At 72.1% G+C, this 24,121-nt stretch carries 20 protein-coding genes and 1 tRNA gene; 10 read left to right on the forward strand and 11 right to left on the reverse strand.

Annotation, left to right across the window (positions count from 1 at the left end; all coding sequences use genetic code 11):
- Positions 1–81: 81 nt before the first annotated feature.
- Positions 82–1,374: a bifunctional o-acetylhomoserine/o-acetylserine sulfhydrylase gene (locus K6U06_RS23320; protein WP_262324389.1), complete on the forward strand. Its 1,293-nt coding sequence runs from the start codon at positions 82–84 to the stop codon at positions 1,372–1,374.
- A gap of 145 nt (positions 1,375–1,519) precedes the next feature.
- Positions 1,520–2,644: a homoserine O-acetyltransferase gene (locus tag K6U06_RS23325; RefSeq protein ID WP_410051138.1), complete on the forward strand. Its 1,125-nt coding sequence runs from the start codon at positions 1,520–1,522 to the stop codon at positions 2,642–2,644.
- Between the two features lie 22 nt (positions 2,645–2,666).
- Here K6U06_RS23325 and K6U06_RS23330 read toward each other — a convergent pair whose 3' ends face one another.
- Both K6U06_RS23330 and K6U06_RS23335 read right to left on the reverse strand, forming a co-directional pair.
- Positions 2,667–4,019, reverse strand: a complete 1,353-nt coding sequence (locus K6U06_RS23330) for a cryptochrome/photolyase family protein (RefSeq protein ID WP_262324391.1) — start codon at positions 4,017–4,019, stop codon at positions 2,667–2,669.
- 62 nt (positions 4,020–4,081) lie between these two features.
- Positions 4,082–4,555: a hypothetical protein gene (locus K6U06_RS23335; protein WP_262324392.1), complete on the reverse strand. Its 474-nt coding sequence runs from the start codon at positions 4,553–4,555 to the stop codon at positions 4,082–4,084.
- 93 nt (positions 4,556–4,648) lie between these two features.
- Here K6U06_RS23335 and K6U06_RS23340 point away from each other — a divergent pair, with 93 nt between their 5' ends.
- Entirely contained in the window at positions 4,649–5,206 is a 558-nt protein-coding gene (locus tag K6U06_RS23340; RefSeq protein WP_262324393.1) for an RNA polymerase sigma factor, read from the forward strand.
- Entirely contained in the window at positions 5,199–5,864 is a 666-nt protein-coding gene (locus K6U06_RS23345; protein WP_262324394.1) for a zf-HC2 domain-containing protein, read from the forward strand. Before K6U06_RS23340 ends, K6U06_RS23345 begins: the two co-directional genes overlap by 8 nt.
- 36 nt (positions 5,865–5,900) lie before the next feature.
- Here the strand turns inward: K6U06_RS23345 and lepA are convergent, their stop codons facing one another.
- Positions 5,901–7,679, reverse strand: a complete 1,779-nt coding sequence (lepA, locus tag K6U06_RS23350; protein WP_262324414.1) for a translation elongation factor 4 — start codon at positions 7,677–7,679, stop codon at positions 5,901–5,903.
- Positions 7,680–7,807: 128 nt separating this feature from the next.
- Here lepA and K6U06_RS23355 point away from each other — a divergent pair, with 128 nt between their 5' ends.
- A complete protein-coding gene (locus K6U06_RS23355) occupies positions 7,808–8,494 on the forward strand; it encodes an AAA family ATPase (protein WP_262324395.1) in 687 nt (228 codons plus the stop codon).
- 46 nt (positions 8,495–8,540) lie between these two features.
- Positions 8,541–8,831 (forward strand): 30S ribosomal protein S20, encoded by a 291-nt coding sequence (rpsT, locus tag K6U06_RS23360; protein WP_262324396.1) that lies wholly within the window; start codon positions 8,541–8,543, stop codon positions 8,829–8,831.
- A gap of 200 nt (positions 8,832–9,031) precedes the next feature.
- On the opposite strand, the gene K6U06_RS23365 is transcribed toward rpsT, so the two are convergent.
- From K6U06_RS23365 to K6U06_RS23385, 5 genes are all read right to left on the reverse strand, one after another.
- Complete coding sequence (locus K6U06_RS23365) at positions 9,032–11,104, reverse strand: HelD family protein (RefSeq protein WP_262324397.1); 2,073 nt, start codon at positions 11,102–11,104, stop codon at positions 9,032–9,034.
- A gap of 114 nt (positions 11,105–11,218) precedes the next feature.
- The gene (locus tag K6U06_RS23370; protein WP_262324398.1) at positions 11,219–12,055 is read right to left on the reverse strand and encodes a sulfite exporter TauE/SafE family protein; all 837 of its coding nucleotides are present in this window, start codon (positions 12,053–12,055) and stop codon (positions 11,219–11,221) included.
- A gap of 10 nt (positions 12,056–12,065) precedes the next feature.
- On the reverse strand, positions 12,066–13,064 hold the full coding sequence (gene holA / locus K6U06_RS23375) for a DNA polymerase III subunit delta (protein ID WP_262324399.1): 999 nt from the start codon (positions 13,062–13,064) through the stop codon (positions 12,066–12,068).
- A 13-nt stretch (positions 13,065–13,077) separates the two neighbouring features.
- Positions 13,078–13,908 carry a dihydropteroate synthase gene (gene folP, locus K6U06_RS23380; protein ID WP_262324400.1) on the reverse strand — a complete coding sequence of 277 codons (831 nt, stop codon included), beginning with the start codon at positions 13,906–13,908 and terminating at the stop codon, positions 13,078–13,080.
- A 55-nt stretch (positions 13,909–13,963) separates the two neighbouring features.
- Positions 13,964–14,680, reverse strand: a complete 717-nt coding sequence (locus K6U06_RS23385) for a tetratricopeptide repeat protein (RefSeq protein ID WP_262324401.1) — start codon at positions 14,678–14,680, stop codon at positions 13,964–13,966.
- Positions 14,681–14,734: 54 nt separating this feature from the next.
- Between K6U06_RS23385 and K6U06_RS23390 the strand changes: the two genes are divergently transcribed.
- The 3 genes from K6U06_RS23390 (at position 14,735) to K6U06_RS23400 (ending at position 19,187) form a co-directional block, all read left to right on the forward strand.
- Positions 14,735–15,799, forward strand: coding sequence for a phosphotransferase family protein (locus K6U06_RS23390; RefSeq protein WP_262324402.1), 1,065 nt, complete (start codon positions 14,735–14,737; stop codon positions 15,797–15,799).
- A gap of 117 nt (positions 15,800–15,916) precedes the next feature.
- A complete protein-coding gene (locus K6U06_RS23395; protein ID WP_262324403.1) occupies positions 15,917–16,783 on the forward strand; it encodes a PAC2 family protein in 867 nt (288 codons plus the stop codon).
- 4 nt (positions 16,784–16,787) lie between these two features.
- Positions 16,788–19,187, forward strand: coding sequence for a glycosyltransferase (locus tag K6U06_RS23400; RefSeq protein ID WP_262324404.1), 2,400 nt, complete (start codon positions 16,788–16,790; stop codon positions 19,185–19,187).
- 472 nt (positions 19,188–19,659) lie between these two features.
- On the opposite strand, the gene K6U06_RS23405 is transcribed toward K6U06_RS23400, so the two are convergent.
- A complete protein-coding gene (locus tag K6U06_RS23405) occupies positions 19,660–20,790 on the reverse strand; it encodes a CaiB/BaiF CoA transferase family protein (protein WP_262324405.1) in 1,131 nt (376 codons plus the stop codon).
- The gene (leuS, locus tag K6U06_RS23410; RefSeq protein WP_262324406.1) at positions 20,787–23,273 is read right to left on the reverse strand and encodes a leucine--tRNA ligase; all 2,487 of its coding nucleotides are present in this window, start codon (positions 23,271–23,273) and stop codon (positions 20,787–20,789) included. Before leuS ends, K6U06_RS23405 begins: the two co-directional genes overlap by 4 nt.
- 225 nt (positions 23,274–23,498) lie before the next feature.
- Here leuS and K6U06_RS23415 point away from each other — a divergent pair.
- Positions 23,499–23,572 (forward strand) — tRNA-Ala (locus tag K6U06_RS23415).
- 97 nt (positions 23,573–23,669) lie between these two features.
- Here K6U06_RS23415 and K6U06_RS23420 read toward each other — a convergent pair.
- A complete protein-coding gene (locus K6U06_RS23420) occupies positions 23,670–23,837 on the reverse strand; it encodes a hypothetical protein (protein ID WP_262324407.1) in 168 nt (55 codons plus the stop codon).
- Between the last annotated feature and the right edge of the window lie 284 nt (positions 23,838–24,121).

Here is a 24,121-nt window from a genome sequence, read left to right on the forward strand (position 1 = left end):
CCGCGTCGGTCGTGACGAATCCCGACTGGTTCAGTAGAGTTTCGGGGCTGCCCCCGCGACCGCCGAAGTGAGGAGATCACCGTGACCGACGATGCCAGAGGCTTCGAGACCCGCCAGATCCACGCCGGGGCCTCGCCGGACCCCACCACGGGGGCCCGGGCCACTCCGATCTACCAGACGACCAGCTACGTCTTTCGAGACACGGACCACGCGGCGGCGCTGTTCGGGCTGACCGAGCCGGGCAACATCTACACCCGGATCATGAACCCGACCCAGGGGGTCTTCGAGGAGCGCGTCGCCAGCCTCGAAGGCGGCGTCGGCGCGCTGGCCACCGCCAGCGGCATGGCCGCGGAGACGCTCGCGATCCTGACCCTCGCCGACAGCGGCAGCCACATCGTGTCGTCGTCGTCGCTGTATGGCGGCACGTACAACCTGTTCCACTACACCCTCCCGAAGCTGGGGATCGAGGTCAGCTTCGTCGAGGACCCCGACGACCTGGACGCCTGGCAGGCCGCGATCCGCCCGAACACCCGGGCGCTTTACGGCGAGACCATCGGCAACCCGCGAGGCGACATCCTCGACATCCCCGGGCTCGCCGGCGTCGCCCACCGCAACCAGGTCCCGCTGATCGTGGACAACACGCTGGCCAGCCCGTATCTGGCCAACCCGCTGGCCCACGGCGCGGACATCGTGGTGCACTCGGCCACCAAGTTCATCGGCGGTCACGGCACGGCCATCGGCGGGGTGATCGTCGACGGCGGGACGTTCGACTTCGGGGCCAGCGGCCGCCACCCCGGGTTCACCGAGCCGGACCCGAGCTACCACGGCCTCAAGTACTGGGAGGCCCTCGGGCCGGGGGCCTACATCGCCAAGGCGCGGGTGCAGGGGATGCGCGACATGGGCGCGGCGATATCCCCGTTCAACGCCTTCCTACTCATCCAGGGGCTGGAGACGCTCAGCTTGCGGATGGAGCGCCACGTCTCCAACGCCCAGCGAGTCGCGGAGTTCCTGGAGGGCCGCGACGAGGTCAACTGGGTCGCCTACCCGGGCCTGTCGTCGTCGAAGTGGAACGCCCGGGCCCAGCAGCTGCTGCCCCGCGGCGCCGGCAGCATCCTCAGCTTCGGTATCCGAGGCGGCGCCGACGCCGGCCGGTCCTTCGTCGAGGCGCTGGAGCTGCACAGCCACCTGGCCAACGTCGGCGACGTCCGCAGCTTGGTCATCCACCCCGCTACCACCACCCACTCCCAGCTGAGCGAGGGAGAGCAGGCCACGACAGGGGTCAGCCCCGACATGGTCCGCCTGTCGGTAGGCCTCGAGACCATCGACGACATCCTCGCCGACCTCGAGGCCGGCTTCCGGGCCGCCAAGGGCTGAAGTCTCGCGCTCCGTGCCAGGCGCCAACCACGACCGGGTGTCACCGGCGGGCCGGCCCGTCGCTCCCGGAGCCGCGACGCGCCCGGCGGGCGGGCGGGAGTCGCCGGCGGACCCCGGAGAGGCGCCGGCGGACCCGTGGGACGCGATCCCGGCGTCGGGGGCGTGGCAGCCGGGCGACCCGGAGGGCCGGCGGCGGTGGGCGACGGTCTTCGCCGATTCTCCGCTGTGCCTGGAGGCCGGCGCGACGCTCGGCCCGGTCACCGTCGCCTACGAGACGTGGGGGACGCTGCGCCCCGACGGCTCCAACGCGGTGCTGGTCCTCCACGCCCTCACCGGCGACAGCCACCTGGCGGGGCCGGTCGAAGCGGGCCACCCGTCGCCTGGGTGGTGGGAGGCGATCGTCGCTCCCGGCGGCGCACTCGACCCGGCCGACTGGTTCGTGGTGTGCCCCAACGTGCTCGGCGGCTGCCAGGGCACGACCGGGCCGGCGTCGTTGGCCACCGGCGGCCGGCGCTACGCGTCGGCGTGGCCGACGCTGACCATCCGCGACCAGGTGGCCGTCGAGGTGGCGCTGGCCGACTTCTTGGGCATCGACCGGTGGGCCGCGGTGGTCGGCGGATCGATGGGCGGCATGCGGGTCCTCGAGTGGGCGGTCGGCGCGCCGGAGCGGCTGGAGCGGGCGGTGGTCGTGGCCTGCGGGCCGGTGGCCACCGCCGAGCAGATCGCGTGGTGCGCGGTGCAGGCCCAGGCGATCCGCTTGGACCCCGGCTTCGCCGGCGGCGACTACTACGACGCGCCGCCCGGCGCCGGGCCGGCGCGGGGGATGGGCACCGCCCGGCGGATCGGGCACATCACCTATCGCTGCGAGCCGGAGCTCGACGCCCGCTTCGGCCACGACGCCCAGGACGGCGAGGCGCCGCTCGCTGGCGGCAGGTTCGCGGTCGAGAGCTACCTGGACCACCAGGCCCTCAAGCTGGCGGCCCGCTTCGACGCCAACAGCTACCTGTCGCTGTCGCGGGCGATGGACCTCCACGACGTGGGCCGGGACCGGGGCGGTGTCGCCGCTGCGCTGGCCCGGGTCACCGCCAAGGTCACCGTCGCGGGGGTGGACTCCGACCGGCTCTACCCGCTCCGCCTCCAAGAGCAGCTGGCGGCCGCCCTGCCCGGCGGTCCCCCCCTGCAGATCATCACTTCAGCTGCCGGTCACGACGGGTTCCTGGTTGAGGCCGACCAGGTCGACAAGGTCGTCGCCGGCGCGCTGCAGTGGTAGCCGGCCGGCGTTGGTCGACTGCTCAGCGCCTGACGGCCTGGTAGCGGGCCAGGGCCTCCTCCCGCTCCTCTTTGTGATCGACTATCCGCTCCGGGTACCCGCCGGCGAGGAGGGGCTGCGCCCACGGCTCGTGCACTGCCTTGCCGGCGACGGCGCGCAGCTCGGGCACGTAGCGGCGGACGTAGTCGCCGTCGGGATCGAACTTCTGGCCTTGGGTGGTGGGGTTGAACACCCGGAAGTAGGGCGCGGCGTCGGTGCCGGTGCCGGCCACCCACTGCCAGCCGTGGCTGTTGGACGCCAAGTCCCCGTCCACCAGGTGGTCCATGAACCAGCGGGCGCCTCGCGTCCAGTCCAGGTGGAGGTCCTTCACGAGGAAGCTGGCCGCGATCATCCGGACCCGGTTGTGCATCCAACCCTCGGCGAGCAGCTGGCGCATGCCCGCGTCGACGATCGGGAACCCGGTGCGGCCCTGGGACCACGCCTGGAAGTGGGCGTCGGCGAGCGGCCCGGAGTCCAGCGCCATGCCGGCCATCTGGGGCTGCAGGGCGCGCCGGGCGCTGCCGGGCTGGTGCCACAGCACGTCGGCGTAGAACTCCCGCCAGCACAACTCGGCGCGGAACGCGGCGTCTCCCTTGCGGGCGACGTCGAGGTCGGCGAGCAGGGTGCGGGGATGGACGCACCCCCACTTCAGGTACGCGGACATGCGTGAGGTGTGCTCACCGGCCGGGCTGTCGCGCCGCTTGTCGTAATCGAGGAGCGCCCCGTCCCGGAACCGGTCCCACCGCCGCAGCCCGGCCTCCTCTCCGGCGGTGGGCAGCTCGGCGTCGTGCGCCGGGGCCTCGGGTATCCCTTTCCCCTCCGGGCCGTCCGCCCACCCGATACCGACCGGGCCGGGGAAGGGCCGGTCCCAGCCGTGCGCGGCCCAGGCCCGGGAGAACGGCGTGAACACCTTGAACGCAGTCCCGTCGCCCTTGACCACGCTGCCCGGGTCGACGGCGTAGGAGGACCCGACCCAGCGCAGCTCCACCTGGCCGGCTTCGAGGGCGGCCGCGACCGCGTCGTCGCGCCGGCGCCCGTAGGGCCCGAAATCGGCGGCGGCATACACCGCGGCGGCCCCCGTAGAGCGGGCCAGCGCCGCCAGCTCGGAGGTCGGGTCCCCGTGGCAGACCACCAGCGCACCGTTGGTCGAGCGCTGCAGGTCCTCCAGGCAGCCGGCCAGGAACGCCCGGCGGGCGGGGCCCGCCGGAGCCCACAGGGCGTCGTCGAGCACGAACACCGGCAGCACCGACCCGGCGTGGCCAGCCGCGACCAGGGCGGGATTGTCCCGGAGCCGAAAGTCCCGCCGGACCCACCAGATCACCGTCGGTTGGGGCATCCGCTCACGCTACGAGCCATCCGGCGCAACGCCAACGTCGGGGCCGGGTGATTGGCGCACCTTCAGTAGCTGCTCCCGGCGACGGTCGTGACCGTCGACCCGCCTCCGCCCCCCTGGACGGTCAAGACGACGTCCATCCCCATGGCCCGATGGTTGGCGATCGGGCAGTACAGGTGGTAGCTGCCGGCAGGGAGCGTGACCGAGACCGTGGTCGACTGTCCCGGCAGCACCGACGGTGACGCCGCGACGGTCCCGCCCGGCCCTGCAACGTCGAGGGCGTGGAGGGTGTTGCCGGCGTTGCTGACCTTGATGGTGTAGGTCCCGGCCGGCACCGACCGGGACGACAGCGCAATGTGGAAATCGCTCAGCGTGGCGGTGAGGGTGTCGCCGGGGACGGGCGCCGGCGCCGCGGTCGTGGCCGGCGCGGAGGGGCCGGCGGCGGTCGAGGACGACCCACACGCCGCGACGGTCAGGGCCATCGCGGCGGCGCCCACGCCGGTGAGGAAGCGAGCACGGTGACTGGTAGGAGAGGTCATACTGCGAACTACGTCCACACCCCGCCAGCGGATTGACCAATCCGCGCGACGCCCCCGCCCGTAGGTAGTGGTGTGCGGCGCATTGGACTCCCCGTGGACACGCTGCCCGACGAGTCGCTCCTCGTCGCCATGGCCCGGGGTGACGACGAGGCGACGGTGGCGTTCATCCGCCGGTTCCAGGGTCGGGTCTTCGGCGTGGCCGTGGCTGTCCTCGGCGACAGCGGTTTGGCCGAGGACGTCGCCCAGCAGACGTTCGAGCGGGCGTGGCGGCACGGGGCCACGTTCGACCCCCGCCGGGGAAGCGTGGGCACGTGGGTGGCCACCATCGCCCGCAACCTGGCCATCGACGTGTCCCGGACGCGCCGGCCTCAGCCCGTCGACCCCTCCGAGCTGCTTCTCCTCTGCAGCTCTCGTCACAACCCGGAGGATCAGGCCATGAGCGTCGCCACCGGCGAGCGTATGCGAGTTGCGTTGAAGGCCCTCCCCGCCGAGCAGGGGCGCGCCGTGGTTTTGGCCGGCCTGGTGGGCATGACCGCCTCCGAGATCGCCGCCGCGGAGGGCATCCCGCTCGGGACGGCGAAGACCAGGATCCGCACCGCCATGAGCCGTTTGCGCCTGGCGCTGGAGTCGGAGCGCAGCACCCGTGCCTGAGCCGACCTGCAACCAGCTGCGCTCGTTGGCCCCCGAGCTGGCGCTCGGCGCCCTGGACGGTCGCGAGCGGGCCGAGGCCCTGGCCCACGTCTCGGGCTGCCAGGCGTGTCGCGAGGAGCTGCGCCGTCACACCGAGGTGGCCGACGAGCTGATCGCGACCGTGCCCTCGGTCGAGCCGCCCGCCGGTTTCGAGACCCGGACCCTCGAGCGAATCGCTCGGAGCCGCCCGCCAGCGGCGGTCCGGGGCCCCCGCCGGCGGCGGGCGATGCTCGCCGCGGCCGCGGCCGCGGCCGCGGCCGCGGTCGTCGCGATCGCGGCTGGGAGCGTCGGCTACGACGCCGGCACCCACCGCACCCACCAAGGGGTCCTCCGCCACGGGACGCTGGTGTCGGACGGGCGGCCCGTCGGCGTCGCCTACCTGTACGGCGGGACGGCTCCGTTCGTGTACATGGGAGTGTCGGTCGGCGCCGGAGACGACCGCGTGACCTGCGAGCTGGAGGCTGGCCACCGGGTCGTGGCGACCGTAGGCACCTTCTCCCTCACCGACGGCTCTGGCTGGTGGGGGGCACCGGCCCCGGCTGTGCAGTCCGGCATCACCGGGGCTCGGCTGGTCGACGCCGCGGGCACTGTCGTGGCCGAAACCACCTTCGGTTCCTGACCGGCCAGGGTCGAGCTACCCCTCGAGGCGGTCGACCTACTCCTCGAGGCGGAGGGCCTGGATGAACGCCTCTTGGGGGACCTCGACCCGCCCGATGTTCTTCATCCGTTTCTTGCCCTCCTTCTGCTTCTCGAGCAGCTTCCGCTTGCGGGTGATGTCGCCGCCGTAGCACTTGGACAGGACGTCCTTGCGCTTCGCCTTGACCGTCTCCCGGGCGATGATGCGGCCCCCCACACCGGCCTGGATCGGCACGTCGAACATCTGGCGGGGGATCAGCTCCCGCAGCTTCTCGGTCATCCGCCGGCCGTACTCCTGGGCCTGCGACTTGTGCACGATGGCGCTGAAGGCGTCGACCGGCACGCCGTTGAGCAGGATGTCGATCTTGACCAGGTCGGCCTGCTCCCAACCGGCTTCCTCGTAGTCGAGGCTGGCGTATCCCTTGGTCCGGCTCTTCAGCGCGTCGAAGAAGTCCATGACCACCTCGGCCAGCGGTATCCGGTAGACCAGCTCGAGGCGCTCCGGGGACAGGTACTCCATGCGGACCATGTCGCCGCGGCGCGACTGGCACAGGTCCATGAGCGTCCCGGTGTACTCCGTCGGCGAGAGGATCGTGGCCTGGAGGAACGGCTCCTCGATCGACTCGAGCTTCTGGGGCGGCGGCATCTCGGAGGGGTTGTGGACCTCCACCTGGCCGCCGTCGGTCAGGTGAGCCCGGTACTCGACGCTCGGGGCGGTCGCGATGAGGGCCAGGTCGAATTCCCGCTCGAGGCGCTCCCGGACGATCTCCATGTGGAGCAGGCCGAGGAACCCGCAGCGGAACCCGAAACCGAGCGCGCCCGACGTCTCGGGCTCGTAGGTCACCGACGCGTCGTTGAGGCGCATCTTCTCGAGCGCCTCCCGCAGGTCGGCGAAGTCGTCGCCTTCGACCGGGTACAGGCCGCAGAACACCATCGGCTTGGGGTCCCGGTAGCCCTCGAGCGGCGCGGCCGCAGGGCGGGCCGCCTCGGTGACGGTCTCACCGGAGCGGGCCTCTCCGACGTCTTTGATGCCGGCGATGAGGTAGCCGACCTCCCCCGGCCCGAGAGCGGCGACGGGGGTGTTGAGCGGGGTGCGGACCCCGACCTCCTCCACCTCGTGGGTCCGTCCGGCTTGCATGAACCGGAGCTTGACGTCGGGGCGGAGCACGCCCTGCATGATCCGCACCGCGCTCACCACACCCCGGTACTGGTCGTAGTAAGAGTCGAAGATCAATCCCTGCAGCGGCGCGGTGGGGTCGCCGGCGGGCGGCGGGATGCGCTCGCAGATGGCGTCGAGCAGGTCGGTCACCCCGACCCCGGTCTTGGCCGACATCCGGATGATCTGGTCGCCGGGGATGCCGAGCACCGATTCGATCTCCGCGGCGTAGCGGTCGGGGTCGGCGGCGGGCAGATCGATCTTGTTGAGGGCGCAGACGATCTCCAAGTCGTTCTCGATAGCTTGGTACGCGTTGGCCAGGGTCTGCGCCTCGATGCCCTGAGCGGCGTCGATCAGCAGCACCACGCCCTCGCACGCGGCCAGGCTGCGGCTGACCTCGTAGCCGAAGTCGACGTGGCCGGGGGTGTCGATCAGGTGGATGGTGTGGCCCTTCCATCCGACCCTGACGTTTTGGGCCTTGATCGTGATTCCCCGCTCCCGCTCGATGTCCATCGAGTCGAGGTACTGCTCGCGCATGTCTCTGGCGTCCACTGCGCCGGTGAGCTCGAGGATCCGGTCCGACAACGTGGACTTGCCGTGGTCCACGTGGGCCACGATGCTCAGGTTGCGGATCCGGTCCATGGGTGCGGCGTCGCTCAAAGCGGGTAGTTCCAGTTCCTCGGGGGGTGCAAGGAGACCAGTCTGGCGCACCCGGGGCGGCAGTGGCCTACGCTGCAACGCCCTGGGGGCGGGACAAGGGGGAGGACGGCATGACCGGGACCGACGCAGAAGGACAGACGGCGCCGCTGGTCGTCACTGTTTCGGCCAGCTACGGGTCCGGGGGCAGCGTCATCGCGCCGCTCCTGGCCGAGCGGCTGAAGGTGCCGTGGCTGGATCGCCTGGTTTCCTCCACCACCGCCGAGCAGGCCGGCCGCAGCGCCGACCCCGTCGGGGAGGGGCTGAGCGACCGGGAGGAAGAGGCGGCCCCCGGGAGCCGGTTGTTTTTGTACCTGGCCCGGGCGGCCGGCGCCAACGCCATGGCGCCCCCCGAGAGCCTGGTCGACCACAACGAGCTGCTGCGCGAGCGGGCCGAGGCCGAGATCGCCCAGCTGTGCGCCGGCGGCGGGGTGCTGCTCGGGCGGGCCGGGGCCGTGGTCCTGCGCCGCCGGCCGGCGACCTATCACATCCGTCTCGACGGGCCGCCCAAACGGCGCCTGGCGCGCGCCGCGCTGATCGAGGGCATCACCACCGACGAGGCCAAGGTTCGGATGGACGACACCGACCGGGCCCGGACGCTCTACGTCCGGCGCCTGTATCGCGTCGATCCCACCGACACGTCGCTGTACCATCTGGTCCTCGACCCCACCGTCCTCAGCATCGACGGTGCCATCGACGTACTGGTCCAGGCGGTCGTCAGCTACCGGGCGGCGGCGGCCGACCTGCCCGGCCGCCGGTGAGCCTGGTAGGATCGTCGGGTTCCGTTTACTGACCGGTAGGACGTCTGTGGCCAACATCAAGAGCCAGATCAAGCGCAACCGCACCAACGAGAAGGCCCGCCTGCGCAACAAGGCGGCCCGCTCCGAGGTGAAGACGCACATCAAGCGGGCCGTGGCGTCCGCCGAGACTGGGGCCGAGACCTCCGTCGAGGACCTGCGCACCGCAGTCAAGCGCCTCGACAAGGCTGCCGCCCGCGGCATCATCCACAAGAACCAGGCGTCCAACCGCAAGTCTCGCCTGGTCCGGCGCATCAACGCGCTGACCGCCGCGGCGACCGGCGACAGCTCCGAAGCCTGACTGCTGCCCGCTCGCCGGGCGCCCGCGACAACTGAAGTTCCGTGATCGAGCCTCCTACCCGGGGGCTCGATGCGCGCCCGGCAGCGGCTCTCTTGCCCGACCTCGCATCCCGGCGAGCGCCGACCAGCCCGCCAGCCCTCGCTCCTGGCCGCCAGCGCCCCTCGCCGCCAGCGCCCCTCGCCCCCAGGCCGCCAGGCGCTTCAGCCGGCCAGGGCCTCGGGGAGGGGCGCGGACGCCACCATGCTCAGGTGCTGGGTCGGCCGGGTGAGCGCCACGTACAGCAGGCGCAGCCCTGACGCCCGGTCGGTCCGTTCCCCGGCGATTTCTTCCGGCTCTACCACCACCACCGCGTCGAACTCGAGGCCTTTGGCCGCCTCGGCCGACACGACCGTGACCGGCCGGCCGAGCCCGTCGGCCACCGCCTCCCCCACCGCGTCGGCTCCCCCCCGGAACCCGCCCGGGCGGCCGGGCGGGTCCGCCCGAACCGCGGCGTCGATGCCGGCGCGCAGGGCTGCGACGACCTCGTCGACCAAGCGGGAAGGCACGATGACCGCCACCGTCGGCCACTCGCCGGCCAGGCGGCCGGTCTCGGCGACGACAGCGTCGAGGAGCTCGCCGGCCTCGGTGATCACCCGCCGCGGTGCGCTGCGACCGGGCCTGACGGCCAAGGTGGGCGTGACGTCGGGGGCGGCTTCGGGGAGGAGACGGCCGGCCAGCTCGAGGACCTGGCCCGGCGAGCGGTAGCCGTAACGCAGCTCGACCACCCGCACCCCGGCCGGCGTCGGGAGCCACGCCGCGACCTCATGCCAGTCCCGCCGGGCCCACACCCCGACCGACTGGGCCAGGTCCCCGAGGAGGGTCATCGACCCCGACGGGCAGCGACGGGCGAGCATCCGCAGTTGCATCGGCGACAGGTCCTGGGCCTCGTCGACGATGGCGTGCCCGTAGGTGCGGGACTGCCCGGCGATGAGATCTTTGGCTTCGTCGATGAGGGGACCGTCCGACGCCGTCCACGCCCGGCCCCGCCGGCGCCGGAGGGCGGCCTGCTCGTCGCCGGAGAGCAGCCCTTCGGCGGCCGCGGCGAGCACCGCCGGCTTGGCGAGCAGGTCAGCGACCAGGGTGACGGGCGCCACGCTCGGCCACCGGCGGTCCAGGGCGTCTTTCAGCCCGTCGGACCGGCGGATCTGCGATCCCAAGGTGGATCCGTCGGGCGGCGGGCCGGCGACCTCCTCGTAGCGTTCGGCGACCAGCCCGATGAGCTGCTCGCGAAGGACGTCGCGCCCGTCGGACCATGGCAGGCTCCGGCGGGCGACGCGGTCCACCGCGGCCTCGACGGCGGCCGCCGGCACGACCAGGCGGCGCACGCCGAGGTTGACGGCCAGGTCCTCCTCGGAGCGGGTCCGCCGGGCGGTCAAGGCCCGGGCCAGTACCGTCGCCATGCGCCCGTCGCCTTTGACCCGCTCGGTCACCGCGTCCGGTTCCGGCGGCACCGCTCCACCGCCGAGTTCGGGGACCAGGTCGGTGAGGGTGGTCTGCACCACCGCGTGCTCGCCGAGCGACGGCAGCACCTGGGCGATGTAGCGCAGGAACGTCCGGTTGGGTCCCACCACCAAGACGTTGGCGCGGGCCATGGCGTCGTCGCCGTAGAGCAAGAACGCGGCCCGGTGCAACCCCACCGCCGTCTTGCCCGACCCCGGTCCGCCCTGGACCGCCAGCACGCCCGGCGCCGCGGAGCGGATGACCTCGTCCTGTTCGGGCTGGATGGTGGCGACGATGTCGATCATCTCGCCGCTGCGGGCCCGCTCCAGCTCGATGAGCAAGGCGTCGCGGCCGCGTAGGTCACGACCGTCCCCGGCGGCGTCCCGGGGTGTCGCCGCGAACACGTCGTCGCCGATCGACAGGAGGGTCCGCCCGTCGACCACGAACTGCCGCCGGCGGGTGAGGCCCATCGGATCCGCCCGCCCCGCCCGGTAGAACGGCAGGGCGATCGGCGCCCGCCACTCGACCACGACCGGGTCGGCCTCCTCGTCCTCGACGTGACGCCGTCCGATGTACCAAGTCTCGCCGTTGCCGGCGTCGATACGCCCGAAGCAGAGGGCCCGCGGGGTGTCGGCCAAGGCCCGGACCCGGCGGAGGAGCGCCCACTCGAGGTCAGGGTCGGTGCCGGCCATGGTGTGCAGCAGGTGCTCGGAACGGGCCCGCATCCGGGCCAGCTGCTCGTAGGCCGCGTCGAGGTAGGCCTGCTCGCCGGTCAGGTCGGCATCGTCGGTCACCGGGCGCGCTCCTAACAGGGTGGGGAAAACGGGGGGCCGGCGAAGCTAGCAGCCGGCCCGGATCGTCATCCAGCGATTTACCGGCCGCTGCCGAGGCGCGCCGGAGCCGGGGAATCAGCTCACGAAGAAGTTGATCGCCACGGCCACCCCGAACACGACCACGACCCGTCGCAGCAAGGTCGGGTTGACCCGCTGCGCTAGGCGGCTACCGACCACCCCGCCGAGCAGGGCGGCGACGGCCATGATCGGGACCAGCTGCCAGCGGACGTGACCGGTGATGGCAAAGCACACCGCAGCGACGATGTTGATCAGGAACGACACGACCTGCTTGACCGCGTTGAGCCGCACCAGGCTGTCGCCGCAAAACACGCCGAGGACCGCGAGGAGCATGATCCCGAGACCCGCTCCGAAAAAGCCGCCGTACACCGACGCCACCAGCACCGCGGCACACAACGCCGGGCTGGCGGTGGCGGTTTCGGTGTCGACCGCGTTTCCGGTCGGGCCGGGCGGGTCGCCGGCCGCGGCGTCGTCGCCTGAGTCGATGGCCGACATCGACCGGGCCAGCACCCACCCCCTGACCCGGTCTTGGGCCAGCAGCAACGCGCAGGCGGCCAGCACCAGCCACGGCACCGCCGCCCGGAACGTCGATTCCGGGGTGACTTCGAGCAGCAACGCCCCGGCCAGACCGCCGATCACCGAGAACGGCGCCAGCCGCCGGATCCGGGCCCGCTGCGTCCGCAGGTCGACTCTGGCGGCCAGGCTTCCCGACAGGTAGCCGGGGGACAAGGCGACGGTGTTGGTGACGTTGGCCGGCAGCGCCGGCACCCCGATGGCGATCAGGGCAGGGAACGACACCAGCGTCCCCCCGCCGGCGATCCCGTTGATGGCGCCGGCCACCACGGCCGCGCCGCCGGCCCCGATGTAGTCGAGGACGCTGAAGGCGCCGCTCACGACCTCCGCCTCACCGGCGGGCCCCGGCACCGGCCCGGGCCAGACGGCACAGCCGGGCGACGAGCACCTCGAGGACCAGCTCCGCCGGCCACTCGGTGCCCCCCTTGAGCGCCACCTCGGCGTCGGCGACCAAGCCGACCGCCTCGGCCACCCCTGAAGGCCCCATGCGGCGAGCCGACGCCAGCGCCTTCTTGGCCGGGTACGTGCTGCGCCCCTTGGCCAGGCCCATAGCCGCCGCGGCCTGCGCCTCGGTGACGATGTCGTCGCCGTCGACGCGCAGCATCCCCTGCACGTGGCGGGTCAGGATCGACAGGATCACGAGGGGGTGGCGCTCGCCGGCTTCCATCAGCCGGTGCAGCAACTCCAGCGCGGCCTCGGTCCGGCCGCTGTCGATGGCGTCGGTGAAGTCCCACGGCGCGACCGAACCGGCCTCGCCGAGGTAGGGCTCGATGTCGGCGGCGCCCAACCGGGCCCCCTCGCCGTACGCCGCGGCCAACACCTCGAGCAGCGACCCGAGGCGGCTGACGTCTTCGCCGAGGTGGGCTTCGACCAGGGCCTCGGCACCGCCGTCGAGGCGGACCTTGGACGCCTTGATCCGGTCCCTGACCCATCCCTTGGCTTCCCGCCCCGACACCGCGGTCCCGGTGATGTGGCCCTTGGCCTTCACCGCCGCCAGCAGCTTCGGGGCCAGCCGACCGCCGCCGGCGGCGAGGATCAGTGCGGTGGACTCGAAGGGGTCCTCCAGGTAGTCGAGGATCGGGGACAGCTCCTCGGTGCCCCACCGCCCGACGTCTCGGACCACCACGACACGACGGTCGGAGAGGAACGGCGGGGTCCGGCACGCGTCGGCCACCGCGGCCAGGTCGACCTCCTCCCCCCGATGGTCCTCGAGGGCCATCGACCGGTCGGCGTCGCCGACCAAGTCGTCGACCAGGCCCCGGACCGCCTCGGCGACCAACGTCGGGTCGTCGCCGTCGACCAGCCACACCGTTCGCAGCTGCTCGCTCATCGGGGGATGTCCATCATGGAGCCGCCAGCACCGCAGCAAGGGTATCGGCGACCCGCCGGGCGCCACGGACGTCGTGGGCTCGCAGGATCCGGCACCCGAGGGCGACGCCGAGGGCGTGGGCGGCCACGGACGCCTCCCGGCGCTCGGCCACCTCCAGGTCGAACAGCACCCCGAGGAACGTCTTGTTCGACGCGGAGAGCAGCAGCGGCCACCCCAACTTGGACAGGCGGTCGGAGGCTTGCAGCAGCGCCAACGACTGCAAGGCCGTTTTCCCCAGGTCCAGTCCAGCGTCGACGATGATCTGGTCGTCGCCGAGCCCGGCGGCACGGGCCCGCTCTCCCCGTTCGGTCAAAAATGCCGCCACTGCGGCGACGACGTCGTCATAGCGGGGGTCGGGATCGGCCACTCTCGGCGCCAGGCGGATGTGGGTGGCCACCACCGTCGCTCCCGCGGCGGCCGCGGCCGGGAGGTACTCGGGGTCCGCGAACCCGCTGATGTCGTTGCCGACCACCGCGCCGACCTTGTAGGCCTCCGCCGCGACCTCCGCTCTCCACGTGTCCACCGAGAGCGGGACGTCGAAACGGGACGCGAGGCCTTCGATGGCCCCGACGACGCGCTCGAGCTCCTCCGCCGCGCTGACCTCGGGGCCCGGGCCGGCCTTGACCCCACCGACGTCGAGCAGGTCGGCGCCTTCGCCGACCAGCGTCTCGGCCCGCCGGTAGAAAGCGTCCAGGTCCCAGTACCGGCCCTTGTCGTAGAAGGAGTCCGGCGTGCGGTTGAGGATGCCCATGACCAGCGCCCGCTCGGAGAGGTCGTAGCGGACTGGTCCAAGGCGGAGCTGCACGATTCGACCCTATCGGGGCCCTGCGACCGGGCCGCGGGCCGCCGCCATCAGGCGGTCAGAACAGGCGGGCGGTCAGCGCCTTGCGGTACCCAGCGGTGCGGGGGTCGTCGGGTCCTAGCACCTCGAGCAGGTCGAGGAACTCCTGGCGGGCCGCTTCGTCGGACTTGACCCGCTCGAGCAGCCCGTCGAGCTTGGCGTCCACCCCTTCGCCGGCGCCGGCGTCGACCACCTCGTCGCCGACGCGGGCCTTGGCGATCAGGTGGCGGACCTCGGCGGTCTCGGGGAGGCGGGCGAGCAGCCCTAGGGCCTCCTCCTTCGAGTCGCTCGTGTCGGCGTCGACGAGCAGCCCGGCCAGGGCCAGCAGGGCCTTCTCGTTGGCCGGCTCGAGTTCCACCGCGCGGCGCAGGGACGCCTCGTCGCCGGCGCTGATCAGCGTGTCGACCTCGGTGGGTTCGGGAGCCAGCCGGTTGACCCACTCCCGTACCTGCGGCTCGGGGAGCGCGCCGACGAAGCTGTCGACGACCTTGCGGTCGGCGATGGCGTACACCGCCGGGATCGAGCGGACCTGGAACGTCGCCGCGACCCTCGGGTTGGCGTCGACGTCGACTTTGACCAGCTCGACACGCCCGCCGGTCTCCCCGACCACCTTCTCGATGATCGGCCCGAGCGTCCGGCACGGCCCGCACCACTCCGCCCACAGGTCGACCACTACGGGGACCTCGGTGGACCGCTCGAGCACGGCGGTCTCGAATGTGGCATCGGTGACGTCCATACGGACCCTCACTCCCTCTCTCGCTCTACATTGCTGGGTCATGGAAGCTGCGTCATGACCGACCCAGACGGTAGCGGCGTCGACCGGGCTCTCCCCGGCATCGACACCAACAGGGTAAGCGCCTGGTACGCCGACAACATTCCCGGCACCACTTTGCCGCTGCACTTCACGCTGATCGCCGGCGGCCGCTCCAACCTGACATACCGGGTGGACGACGCGGCGGGGCGGGCGACGGTGCTGCGCCGGCCGCCCACCGGGCATCTGCTCCCGACGGCCCACGACATGGCCCGGGAGCACCGGCTGATCGCCGCCGTCGCCCCCGCCGGGGTGCCGGTCGCGCCCGCGCTCGGGCTGTGCACCGACGAGTCGGTCAACGGGGCGCCGTTTTATGTGATGGGGTTCGTCGACGGTCTCATCGTGCGGAGCGCCGAGCAGGCAGAGGCTGCGTGGGACGTCCCGGCCCGGCGGGTCGTGGCCGAGTCGCTGATCGACACCCTGGCGCAGATCCACGCCGTCGACCCCGACGCGGCCGGCCTCGGCGACCTCAGCCGGCGCGAGGGCTACGTGGCCCGCCAGCTGAAGCGCTGGTACAGCCAGTACCAGGCGTCGCGCGACGGCGCCGGCGGCCCCGACGTGAAGCTGGTCGACCAGCTCCACGGGATGCTCTCGGCGTCGATTCCCGAGCAGGGGCCGGCCACCTTGGTCCACGGCGACTACCGCCTCGACAACACCGTCGTCGGATCCGACCACCGCATCGCGGCGGTGCTGGACTGGGAGCTGTGCACCCTCGGGGATCCCTTGGCCGACATGGGCGCGCTGCTCGCCTACTGGAGCGAGCCGGGTGAGGAGAGCCCGCTCGGCGCGTCGGCCACCGGGGTCGAGGGCTTCCCGCTTCGCGCCGAGGTGGCCGAGCTGTACGCCAAGGCGTCCGGCAGGGACCTCAGCCAGCTCGACTTCTTCTACGCGTTCGCGCTGTGGAAGCTGGCATGCATCCTGGAAGGGGTCTACGTCCGCTACGTGGCGGGGGCGATGGGCGACACCGACTTCGACTACAGCTTCTACCCGGCGGCCATCTCCGGCCTCGCCGAGCGGGCCCACGACGCCCTCAAGGGTCGCTGACAGCCCGCCGAGGGTCGCTGACAGCCCGTCGAGGGTCGCTGACAGCCCGTCGAGGGTCGCTGACAGGAAGGTGCCGGTACCGCTCCGGCGGCCCAAGCCTGGAAGAATGGTCCGTCCATGAGTGAGCTTGCGACCATCCACAGCCTCCCGGCGCTGGAGGATCCCGTGCTCGTGATGGCCTTGGAAGGCTGGATCGACGCCGGGGCGGCGGCGGTAACTGCGGCGACGGCGCTGCTCGAGACCCTGCCGCGCCAGCTGCTGGCCACCTTCGACGGCGACGCGCTCATCGACCACCGGGCCCGCCGGCCAGTCCTGCGCATCGTCAACGGGGTTCATTCCGGGTTGCACTGGCCGGAGATCCGCATTGAGGCCGCGACCACCCGCACCGGGCGCAGCGTGCTGCTCCTCGTCGGACCCGAACCGGACATGCGCTGGCACCAGTTCACGACCGAGGTCGTGTCGCTGGCCCAGCGTTTCGGGGTCAAGCAGGTCATCGGGCTCGGAGCCTTCCCCGCCCCGGTCCCCCACACCCGGCCGGTACGGCTCACCGCGACGGCCACCAGCGCCGAGCTGGCCGCCGAGGTGGGGTTCCTCCCCGTCACCATCGACGTGCCGGCAGGCGCGCAGGCGGCGCTCGAGCACGCGTTCGGCGACGCTGGGCTCCCCGCCGTCGGTTTGTGGGCCCGGGTGCCGCACTACGCGTCGGCGATGCCCTACCCGGCAGCCGCGGCCGCCCTCCTCGACGAGCTGGCCCGCCTGGCCCACCTGGAGCTGGACACCAGCGCGCTGCGCGAGGCGGGCCAGACCACCTTCGATCAGATCGAGCAGCTGGTCGCCGCCAGCGACGAGCACGCCGCCATGATCCGCCAGCTAGAGACCCAACACGACGCGGAGGCGGAGGCCCCGCCTGCGTCGTTCGGTCCGCTGCCCTCCGGCGACGAGCTGGCCGCGGAGCTCGAGCGGTTCCTGCGCGGCCAGGGCTGAGGCCTTGGGCGCTCCTTCGCCGGAGGCCGGCGCAGGACCGGGGGGCCTGGGTGCGGTCACCGTCGACCTCCAAGCCGCGCAAAGCGCCGGCTACCGCGACCGAGGCGTGGCCCGCTACGCCCTCGATTTCACCACCTCCCTGGTGGAGCGCCACCCTGATCTGCTCGAGCAGGTGGTGCTCGACCCCGACCTTCCTCCCGTTGGGGTGGAGCACCTCATGGCCCAGGCGCGAGTCACCCGCTCCGGTAGTTGGTCTCCGGGCGCCGACGGCGGGATCTTCCATGTCCTCTCCCCCTTCGAGCTGGCGGTAGGCGTCCGCCGGCTGTGGCCACGCCGGGTGTCGCAGCGCCAGATGGCGACGGTGGTGACCGTCTACGACTTGATCCCTGAACTGTTCCCCGACATCTACCTGCGCGACGAGGGACTACGCCGCCGCTACCGGGCCCGCCGGGAGCTGATCCGGGTCGCGGACCATGTCATGACCCTGTCGCGCTCCGCGGCCGACGACGTGATCGACCATCTCGGCGTGCCCGAGTCGAGGGTGACCGTCGTCGGGGCGGCCACCGGCGCGGCGTTCCGCCGGCCGGCCAGCAAGGACGCGGCCCGCGCCGCGCTGAGCGGGCTCGTCGCGGGGATCGAGCCGGGATTCATCGTCTACAACGGCGCGGTCGAGCCCAGGAAGAACATGGAGGCGCTGCTCGAGGCCTACGCCCAGCTGCCCGCCCGCCTGCGGGCTGAGCATCAGCTGGTGCTGGTCTGCAAGCTGGCTCCCCTGGAACGCAACCACTTCGAGGTGCGCGCCGCGCAGCTCGGCGTCGCCGGCCAGGTGGTGCTGACCGGCTACCTGCCCGACGCGACCCTGGTCGCGCTGTACCAGACGACCGACCTGGCGGTGTTCCCCTCCCTCTACGAGGGCTACGGCCTGCCGGTCGCCGAAGCCATCGCCTGCGGGGCGCCGGCGATCGCGTCGGGGAACTCGTCGCTGGTGGAGCTGGTGGCGCCGGAGGCCACCTTCGACCCGTCGAGCCCGGCGGCCATCGCGGCCGCGGTGCACGCCGGGCTGTCCGACCACGGGCTGCGGGCCCGGCTGCTGGCCTGGTCCGACCGGCCCCAGCCGACCTGGGCCGGAGTCGCCGACCGGGCGGCAGAGGTATACCGGGGCCTCCTGCCGCCCGCCGGCGCCCGACCGGTCCGGCGGTGGCGGCGACGGCCCTCGCTGGCGTTGGTCACCCCGTGGCCGCCGTCGCTGACCGGGGTGGCCAGCTACAGCCGGCGGCTGGTCGACGCGCTGCGCGCTTACTGCGACGTCGACGTCTACACCGACGGCGACCCGGTGGAAGACACCGAGCGGGGAGGCGTATTCGACCCCGCCGGCATCGCCCTTCGGGACCTCACGACCGGCGGCTACGACTCGGTGATCGTCGCTCTCGGCAACAGCGAGTTCCACGCCAACGCCCTGCGGATCCTCCGCACCTCGCCGATCCCGGTCGTGGCCCAGGTCCACGACGTGCGCCTGGCCAACCTGTGGCTCCACTCGGCCGCCCGGGGCGCCGTGCCGGAGGGATTCGAGCAGGCCGTGGCCGACCACTACCCCGGGCTGAGCAACGTGGTCCGCGACGGGCGCATCCCGAGCGACGTCGCGGCCCGCGAGGGCATCTTCATGCTCAGCGAGATCGTCGCCCGCTCGGAGCGGACGCTGGTCACCTCAGAGTTCGCGGCGGACGTTGCCCGGCTCGACTGCCGCTCCGAGGACCGGGAGAAGGTCGCGGTGTGGCCATACGCTTACCCGCCGGCCGTGGGACGAGCAGCCGGCGGCGTGGATCCCGACCTCGTATGCACCTTCGGCCTGGTCAACGAAGCCAAAAGACCTGACCTGCTCGTGTCCGCGCTGGCTTTGCTCCTGCCCCGCCGCCCCCATCTGCGCCTGGCCTTCGTCGGCCCCGCCGGCGCCGATCAGCGCCAGGCCATCGCAGCCCTCGCCGAGCAGCTGGGGGTCAGCGACCGCGTCGTGGTCACCGGCGAGGTGGCCGACGACGACTACGAGCAGTGGCTGCGGCGGGCGGCCGTCGCCGCCCAGCTGCGGCGATACACCAACGGCGAGTGCTCGGGGGCCGTCGCCGACTGCCTGTGCCACGGAGTGCCGACCGTCGTCAGCGCCCTCGGCCCGCAGTCGGAGCTGGCCGCGGTCACCGCGCAGCTGCCCGCCGGCGCCGGCGCCGGCGCCGCGGACCTGGCCGAGCTGCTCGAGTCGACGCTCGCCGACCCCGCGGGGCGGGAGTCTCTCGGGGATCGGGGCCGGCGCTGGGCAGCCGAGCGTTCCTTCGACTGGGCCGCCCGCCAGCTCTTCGCCCTGCTCCCCGACCTCGGGCGACGCCCCGGGGCGCCCTCCGCCGCTGGACCCTGACCGGCGCGTGCCTTCGCCGGCGGCACGCGCCTCGCCGGCGCCTTGCCGGCGCATTGCCGGCGGGAGTGGCGCATCGCCCGCGGATTGCCGGCGGGACTGGCGCCTTGCCTGCGCATTGCTGGCGGGAGCGGCGCATTGCCTGCGCATTGTTGGCGGGACTGGCGCCTTGCCGGCGGGACTGGCGCCTTGCCGGCGACGTGGCGGCGTTGCCGGCAAGGTGGCGCGTTGCGGGCGCCTTACCGCCGGCGCCAGCCTCCCCGATGAAAGCCGCGACATACCTCGCCTCCGAGCCTGGGGTCTGTCGCGACTTATACGCGAAGAGCCCGCGCAGCCCGCGACACATCCCCACCGCCGCGGCACCGTCTGTCGAGGGTTTCATCGGGGGACGCCACGCCACGACACCCACGGCACCCACGACGCGACGACGCGACACCCGAGCCCGGCAACGGGCCCACCGGGCCCCAACTGGCGTTCAGCCCGGCTGCAGCCAGGCCCGCACCTCGTCTGTGTGCTCGCCCAGGCGCGGCGGGCGCCGGCGGTAGGTGACCGGCGAGGCGCCGTAAGTCACCGGGTTGGCGACCAGCGACACGCCTTCGACGTCGACAACGGGGTCCAGGCCGAGGCGCTCCGCCATCGCGAAGGCGCCGGCCATGTCGTTGACCGGCCCGCACGGCACCCCGAGCGGGGTTAGGGCCTCGAACCACTCCTCCGCCGGCCGGCTGCGCAGGGCCTCCACCAGGAGGGACGCCAGCACGTCGCGGTTGGCGACCCGATCGGAGTTGGTGGCGAAGCGCTCGTCGGAGGCCAACCGCTCCAGGCCGAGGGCCGCGCAGAGCGCAGCGAACTGGCGGTCGTTGCCCACCGCCAGGACGATCGGATCGGTCGCGGTGGGGTACAGCTCGTAGGGCACAACGGACGGATGCCGGTTCCCCATGATCCCCGGCACGACGCCCGCCGCGCTGTACGCCGTCGACTGGTTGGCGAGCGATGACAGCAGCGCCGAGAGGAGGTTGACCTCCACTCGCTGCCCGATGCCGGTGGCGTCGCGGTGGCGGAGCGCGGCGAGGATGGCGACGGTGGCGTGCAGACCGGTGAGCACGTCGACGACTGCGACTCCGGCTTTGGTGGGCTCGCCTGGGGCCGGGCCGGTGATGCTCATGAGACCCCCCACGGCTTGGGCCAGGAGGTCGTAGCCGGGCAGGTCGGCGCCAGCACCGGAGCCGAAACCGGTCACCGAGCAGTACACGAGGCGGGGATTGACCTCGGATAGGTCGCTCCAGCCGAGGCCATAGCGGCCCAGACCGCCGGGGCGGAAGTTCTCCACCAGCACGTCGGCCCGGGTGGCCAACGCCACCGCCGCGGCCCGGTCCTCGGGGTCGGCGAGGTCCAGCGCCACCGACCGCTTGGAACGGTTGACCGACAGGTAGTAGGTCGAGTCGTCCCCGGCCCACGGAGGCCCCCAGCTGCGGGTGTCGTCACCGCGTCCCGGCTGCTCGACCTTGATGACCTCCGCGCCGAGGTCGGCGAGGAGCATGGTGGCGTAAGGGGCGGCCAGGACCCGGCTGAAATCGGCTACCAGGACGCCGTCGAGGGCGCCGCTCACACCACGATGTTGACGATTCGGGGCGGCTTGGCGATCACCTTGCGCGGGCGGGCGCCGTCAAGCGCCGCGGCCACCTTGGAAGATGCGAGCGCCAGCGCCTCGGCCTCCTCCGATGAGATCGAGGGCGCGACCTCGATGCGGTCCCGAGGCTTGCCGTTGACCTGCACCACCATGGTCACCGACGCTACGGCCAGCATCGCCGGGTCGGCGACGGGCCACGGCTGGGCGTGCAGCGACGGCTCCCCTGGGTGGCGCAGCTCCCACAGCTCCGCGGTCACGTGGGGCGCCATCGGCGCCAGCAGCAGCAGCACCGTGTCGACGGCGAAGTCCAGCGTCTCGCGCCGCGCCCCGTCCCCGTCGGTGGCGTAGCGGGTCAGGGTGTTGACCTGCTCCATCGCCGCGGCGACCGTCGTGTTGTAAGACCACCGTTCGTAGTCCGAGGTGACCTTCTGGATCAGCCGGTGGACTCCTTTCTCCACCTCCTGGTCTGCCGGGGTGGCCGGACGGTTGACGATCACGGCCCGCTCGACCGACGAAGCCCCGAGCCGCCACAGGCGGTTGAGGAACCGGCTGCAGCCCTCGATCATCGAGTCCACCTGGTCGGACCACTCGAAGTCGTCCTGGGGTGGCCCGACGAAGAGATGGAACAGGCGCAGGGAGTCCGCGCCGGCGGTGTCGAAGTAGTGGCTGGGGGCGACCGACCGGCCTGACGACTTGGACATCTTCTTGCCGTCCGCGGTGATCATGCCCTGGGTGAAGAGGCGGGCGAAGGGCTCGCGGACGGTCGCCGGCCCGAGGCCGAGGTCGGCCATGGCCCTGGTGTAGAAGCGGGCGTAGAGCAGATGCAAGATGGCGTGCTCGATGCCGCCGATGTACTGGTCGACGGGCATCCACTTCTCGGCGGCGGCCTTGTCGACAGGCTCGTCGGTCCACGGGTCGGTGAAGCGCTGGAAGTACCAGGACGAGTCCACGAAGGTGTCCATGGTGTCGGTCTCGCGCTCCGCCGGTCCGCCGCACTTCGGGCAGGTGGTGTGCAAGAACGCGTCGTGGTGGCGCAGAGGGGACTCTCCGGTAGGGAGGAACTCGACGTCGTCGGGGAGGAGCACGGGGAGCTGGTCGTCGGGGACCGCGACGATGCCGTCGACCGGGCAGTGGACCACCGGGATCGGGCATCCCCAGTAGCGCTGGCGCGACAGCAACCAGTCGCGCAGTCTGAAGTTGACCTTGGCCTGCCCGATGCCCTTGTCCTCCAGCCAGTCGATGGCGGCCCGCTTGGCTTCCGCTGTATCGACCAGGCCGTCGAGCCACTCGCTGTTTACCCGCGGGCCGTCACCCGTGTACGCCTGGCCGTCCCAACCGTCCGGCGGCTGGACGGTACGCACGATCGGCAACCCGTAGGCGACCGCGAAATCCCAATCCCGCTGATCCTCGGCGGGGACGGCCATCACCGCCCCGGTGCCGTACGTGCCGAGGACGTAGTCGGCCAGGTAGATCGGTACTTCCTTGCCGTTGAAGGGGTTGACCGCGTAGGAGCCGGTCCACACCCCCCGCTTGTCGAGCGGGCCCTCGCTGGACTGGCGGTCGATGTCGGACTCCTGCAGCACCCGTTCGACGAACGCATCCACCTCGCCTCGGCGGTCCTCGGTGGTCAGGTCCTTCACCAGGCGGTGCTCGGGGGCGAGGACCACGAAGGTCATGCCGAACGAGGTGTCAGGACGGGTGGTGAACACCCGGATGCTGGCGTCGTCACCGTGAGCTTTGCGGGTGCGCCCTACGATCTGCAGGTCGAACTCGACGCCCTCGGAGCGGCCGATCCAGTTGCGCTGCATGGTCTTGACCCGCTCGGGCCAGTCGAGGCCGTCGATGGCGTCGAGCAGCTCGTCGGCGTAGGCGGTGATCTTGAAGAACCACTGCTCGAGGTCCCTCTTGACCACAACGTCGCCGGAGCGTTCGCAGGTCCCGTCGGCGAGGACCTGCTCGTTGGCCAGCACCGTCTGGCAGCCGGGGCACCAGTTGACCGGCGCGTTGGCGCGGTAGGCCAAACCGGCTTCCAGGAACTTGAGGAAGATGCGCTGGTTTCCGAGCATGTAGGCGGGGTCGTGGCTGCGGACCTCGCGGCGCCAGTCGTACACCGCGCCGAGGCGCTTGATGCTGGCCTTGAGCTCCTCGATGCGGGCGTCGGTGAAGACGCGGGGGTGGGTGCCGGTCTTGATGGCCGCGTTTTCTGCTGGCAGCCCGAAGGAGTCGAACCCGAAGGGGCTGAGCACAGCTTGACCCTGCATCGTCCGCCACCGGACGTTCAGGTCTCCGAAGGTGTAGTTGCGGACGTGGCCCATGTGGGCGGGGCCGCTCGGGTACGGGTACATGTTGAGGACGTAGGAGGTCGGCCGCGGGTCGTCGTTGTCGACCTGGTAGGTGCCCTCGTCGGCCCAGCGGGCCTGCCACTTGGTCTCGACCGCCTGCGGGTCGTACGCCTCAGCCATGCTGCTCCTCGTCGGTGGAGGCCCCAGCGTACCGGGGGCGTGCTGCGCCTCCCATCTCGCCTCCCGCCGGCGGGGGCCGATGCTGACTCGTGCCGGCGCCGGTACTGACCGGCGCCGGTACTGACCCGTGCCATCGTCCGTGGCGGGCCGTCCCGCCGCTGAGGCTGCGCGGAACCGCCTGCTTGGGGGCCCGCCGGGAGGGGTGCTACTGTCTTCAGACCACCTGGGGGCGTAGCTCAGTTGGTAGAGCGCTTGCATGGCATGCAAGAGGTTCGTGGGTTCGATTCCCATCGCCTCCACTCCCTGACCAGGGGTTTTGCGCCGGAAGGATGTCCGGCGCGCAGTCCGGACGGGCCTCGTGCGCGATTCGTGCGCGAAGGATTCGGGCATTGACGGTCACGGCCGGTCGCCGTCGGTGCCGCCCAGTCGCTCCATGCGTTCTGCAGCGGTGGTGACGACGGGCCGGACCCGGTGGCGGTAGTGCCGGTAGATGGTCTGGGGGTCGTCGCCGAGCAGGTCGGCTACCTCCTCGATCGGGGCGGCGGCGTCGATCAGCAGTGACACCCCTGTGGCGTAGGAGGTACGGCACCACGCCGGCGGGGTCGATGCCGGCGCCGCGAGCGACCCGGGCGAAGACCTTCCGCACGTTGGCAGGGTCCAGCGGTGTGCCCATCTCGGTGCAGAGGACCAGCCCCTGATCCCTCCAGAGCCCACCTGCGGCGCGGCATATCAGACTCCCGTCCACCAGCCTCCAAGATTCGTCCTAGGTGTCCCACCCAGTGGGGGATGCCCAGTGCGCGTTCGGCGCCCCCGATCGGCACTTTCCGGCGTATCCAGTTCTCGTCTCG

Source organism: Acidiferrimicrobium sp. IK, assembly GCF_025499425.1.
Taxonomy (GTDB): Bacteria; Actinomycetota; Acidimicrobiia; order Acidimicrobiales; family Palsa-688; genus Acidiferrimicrobium.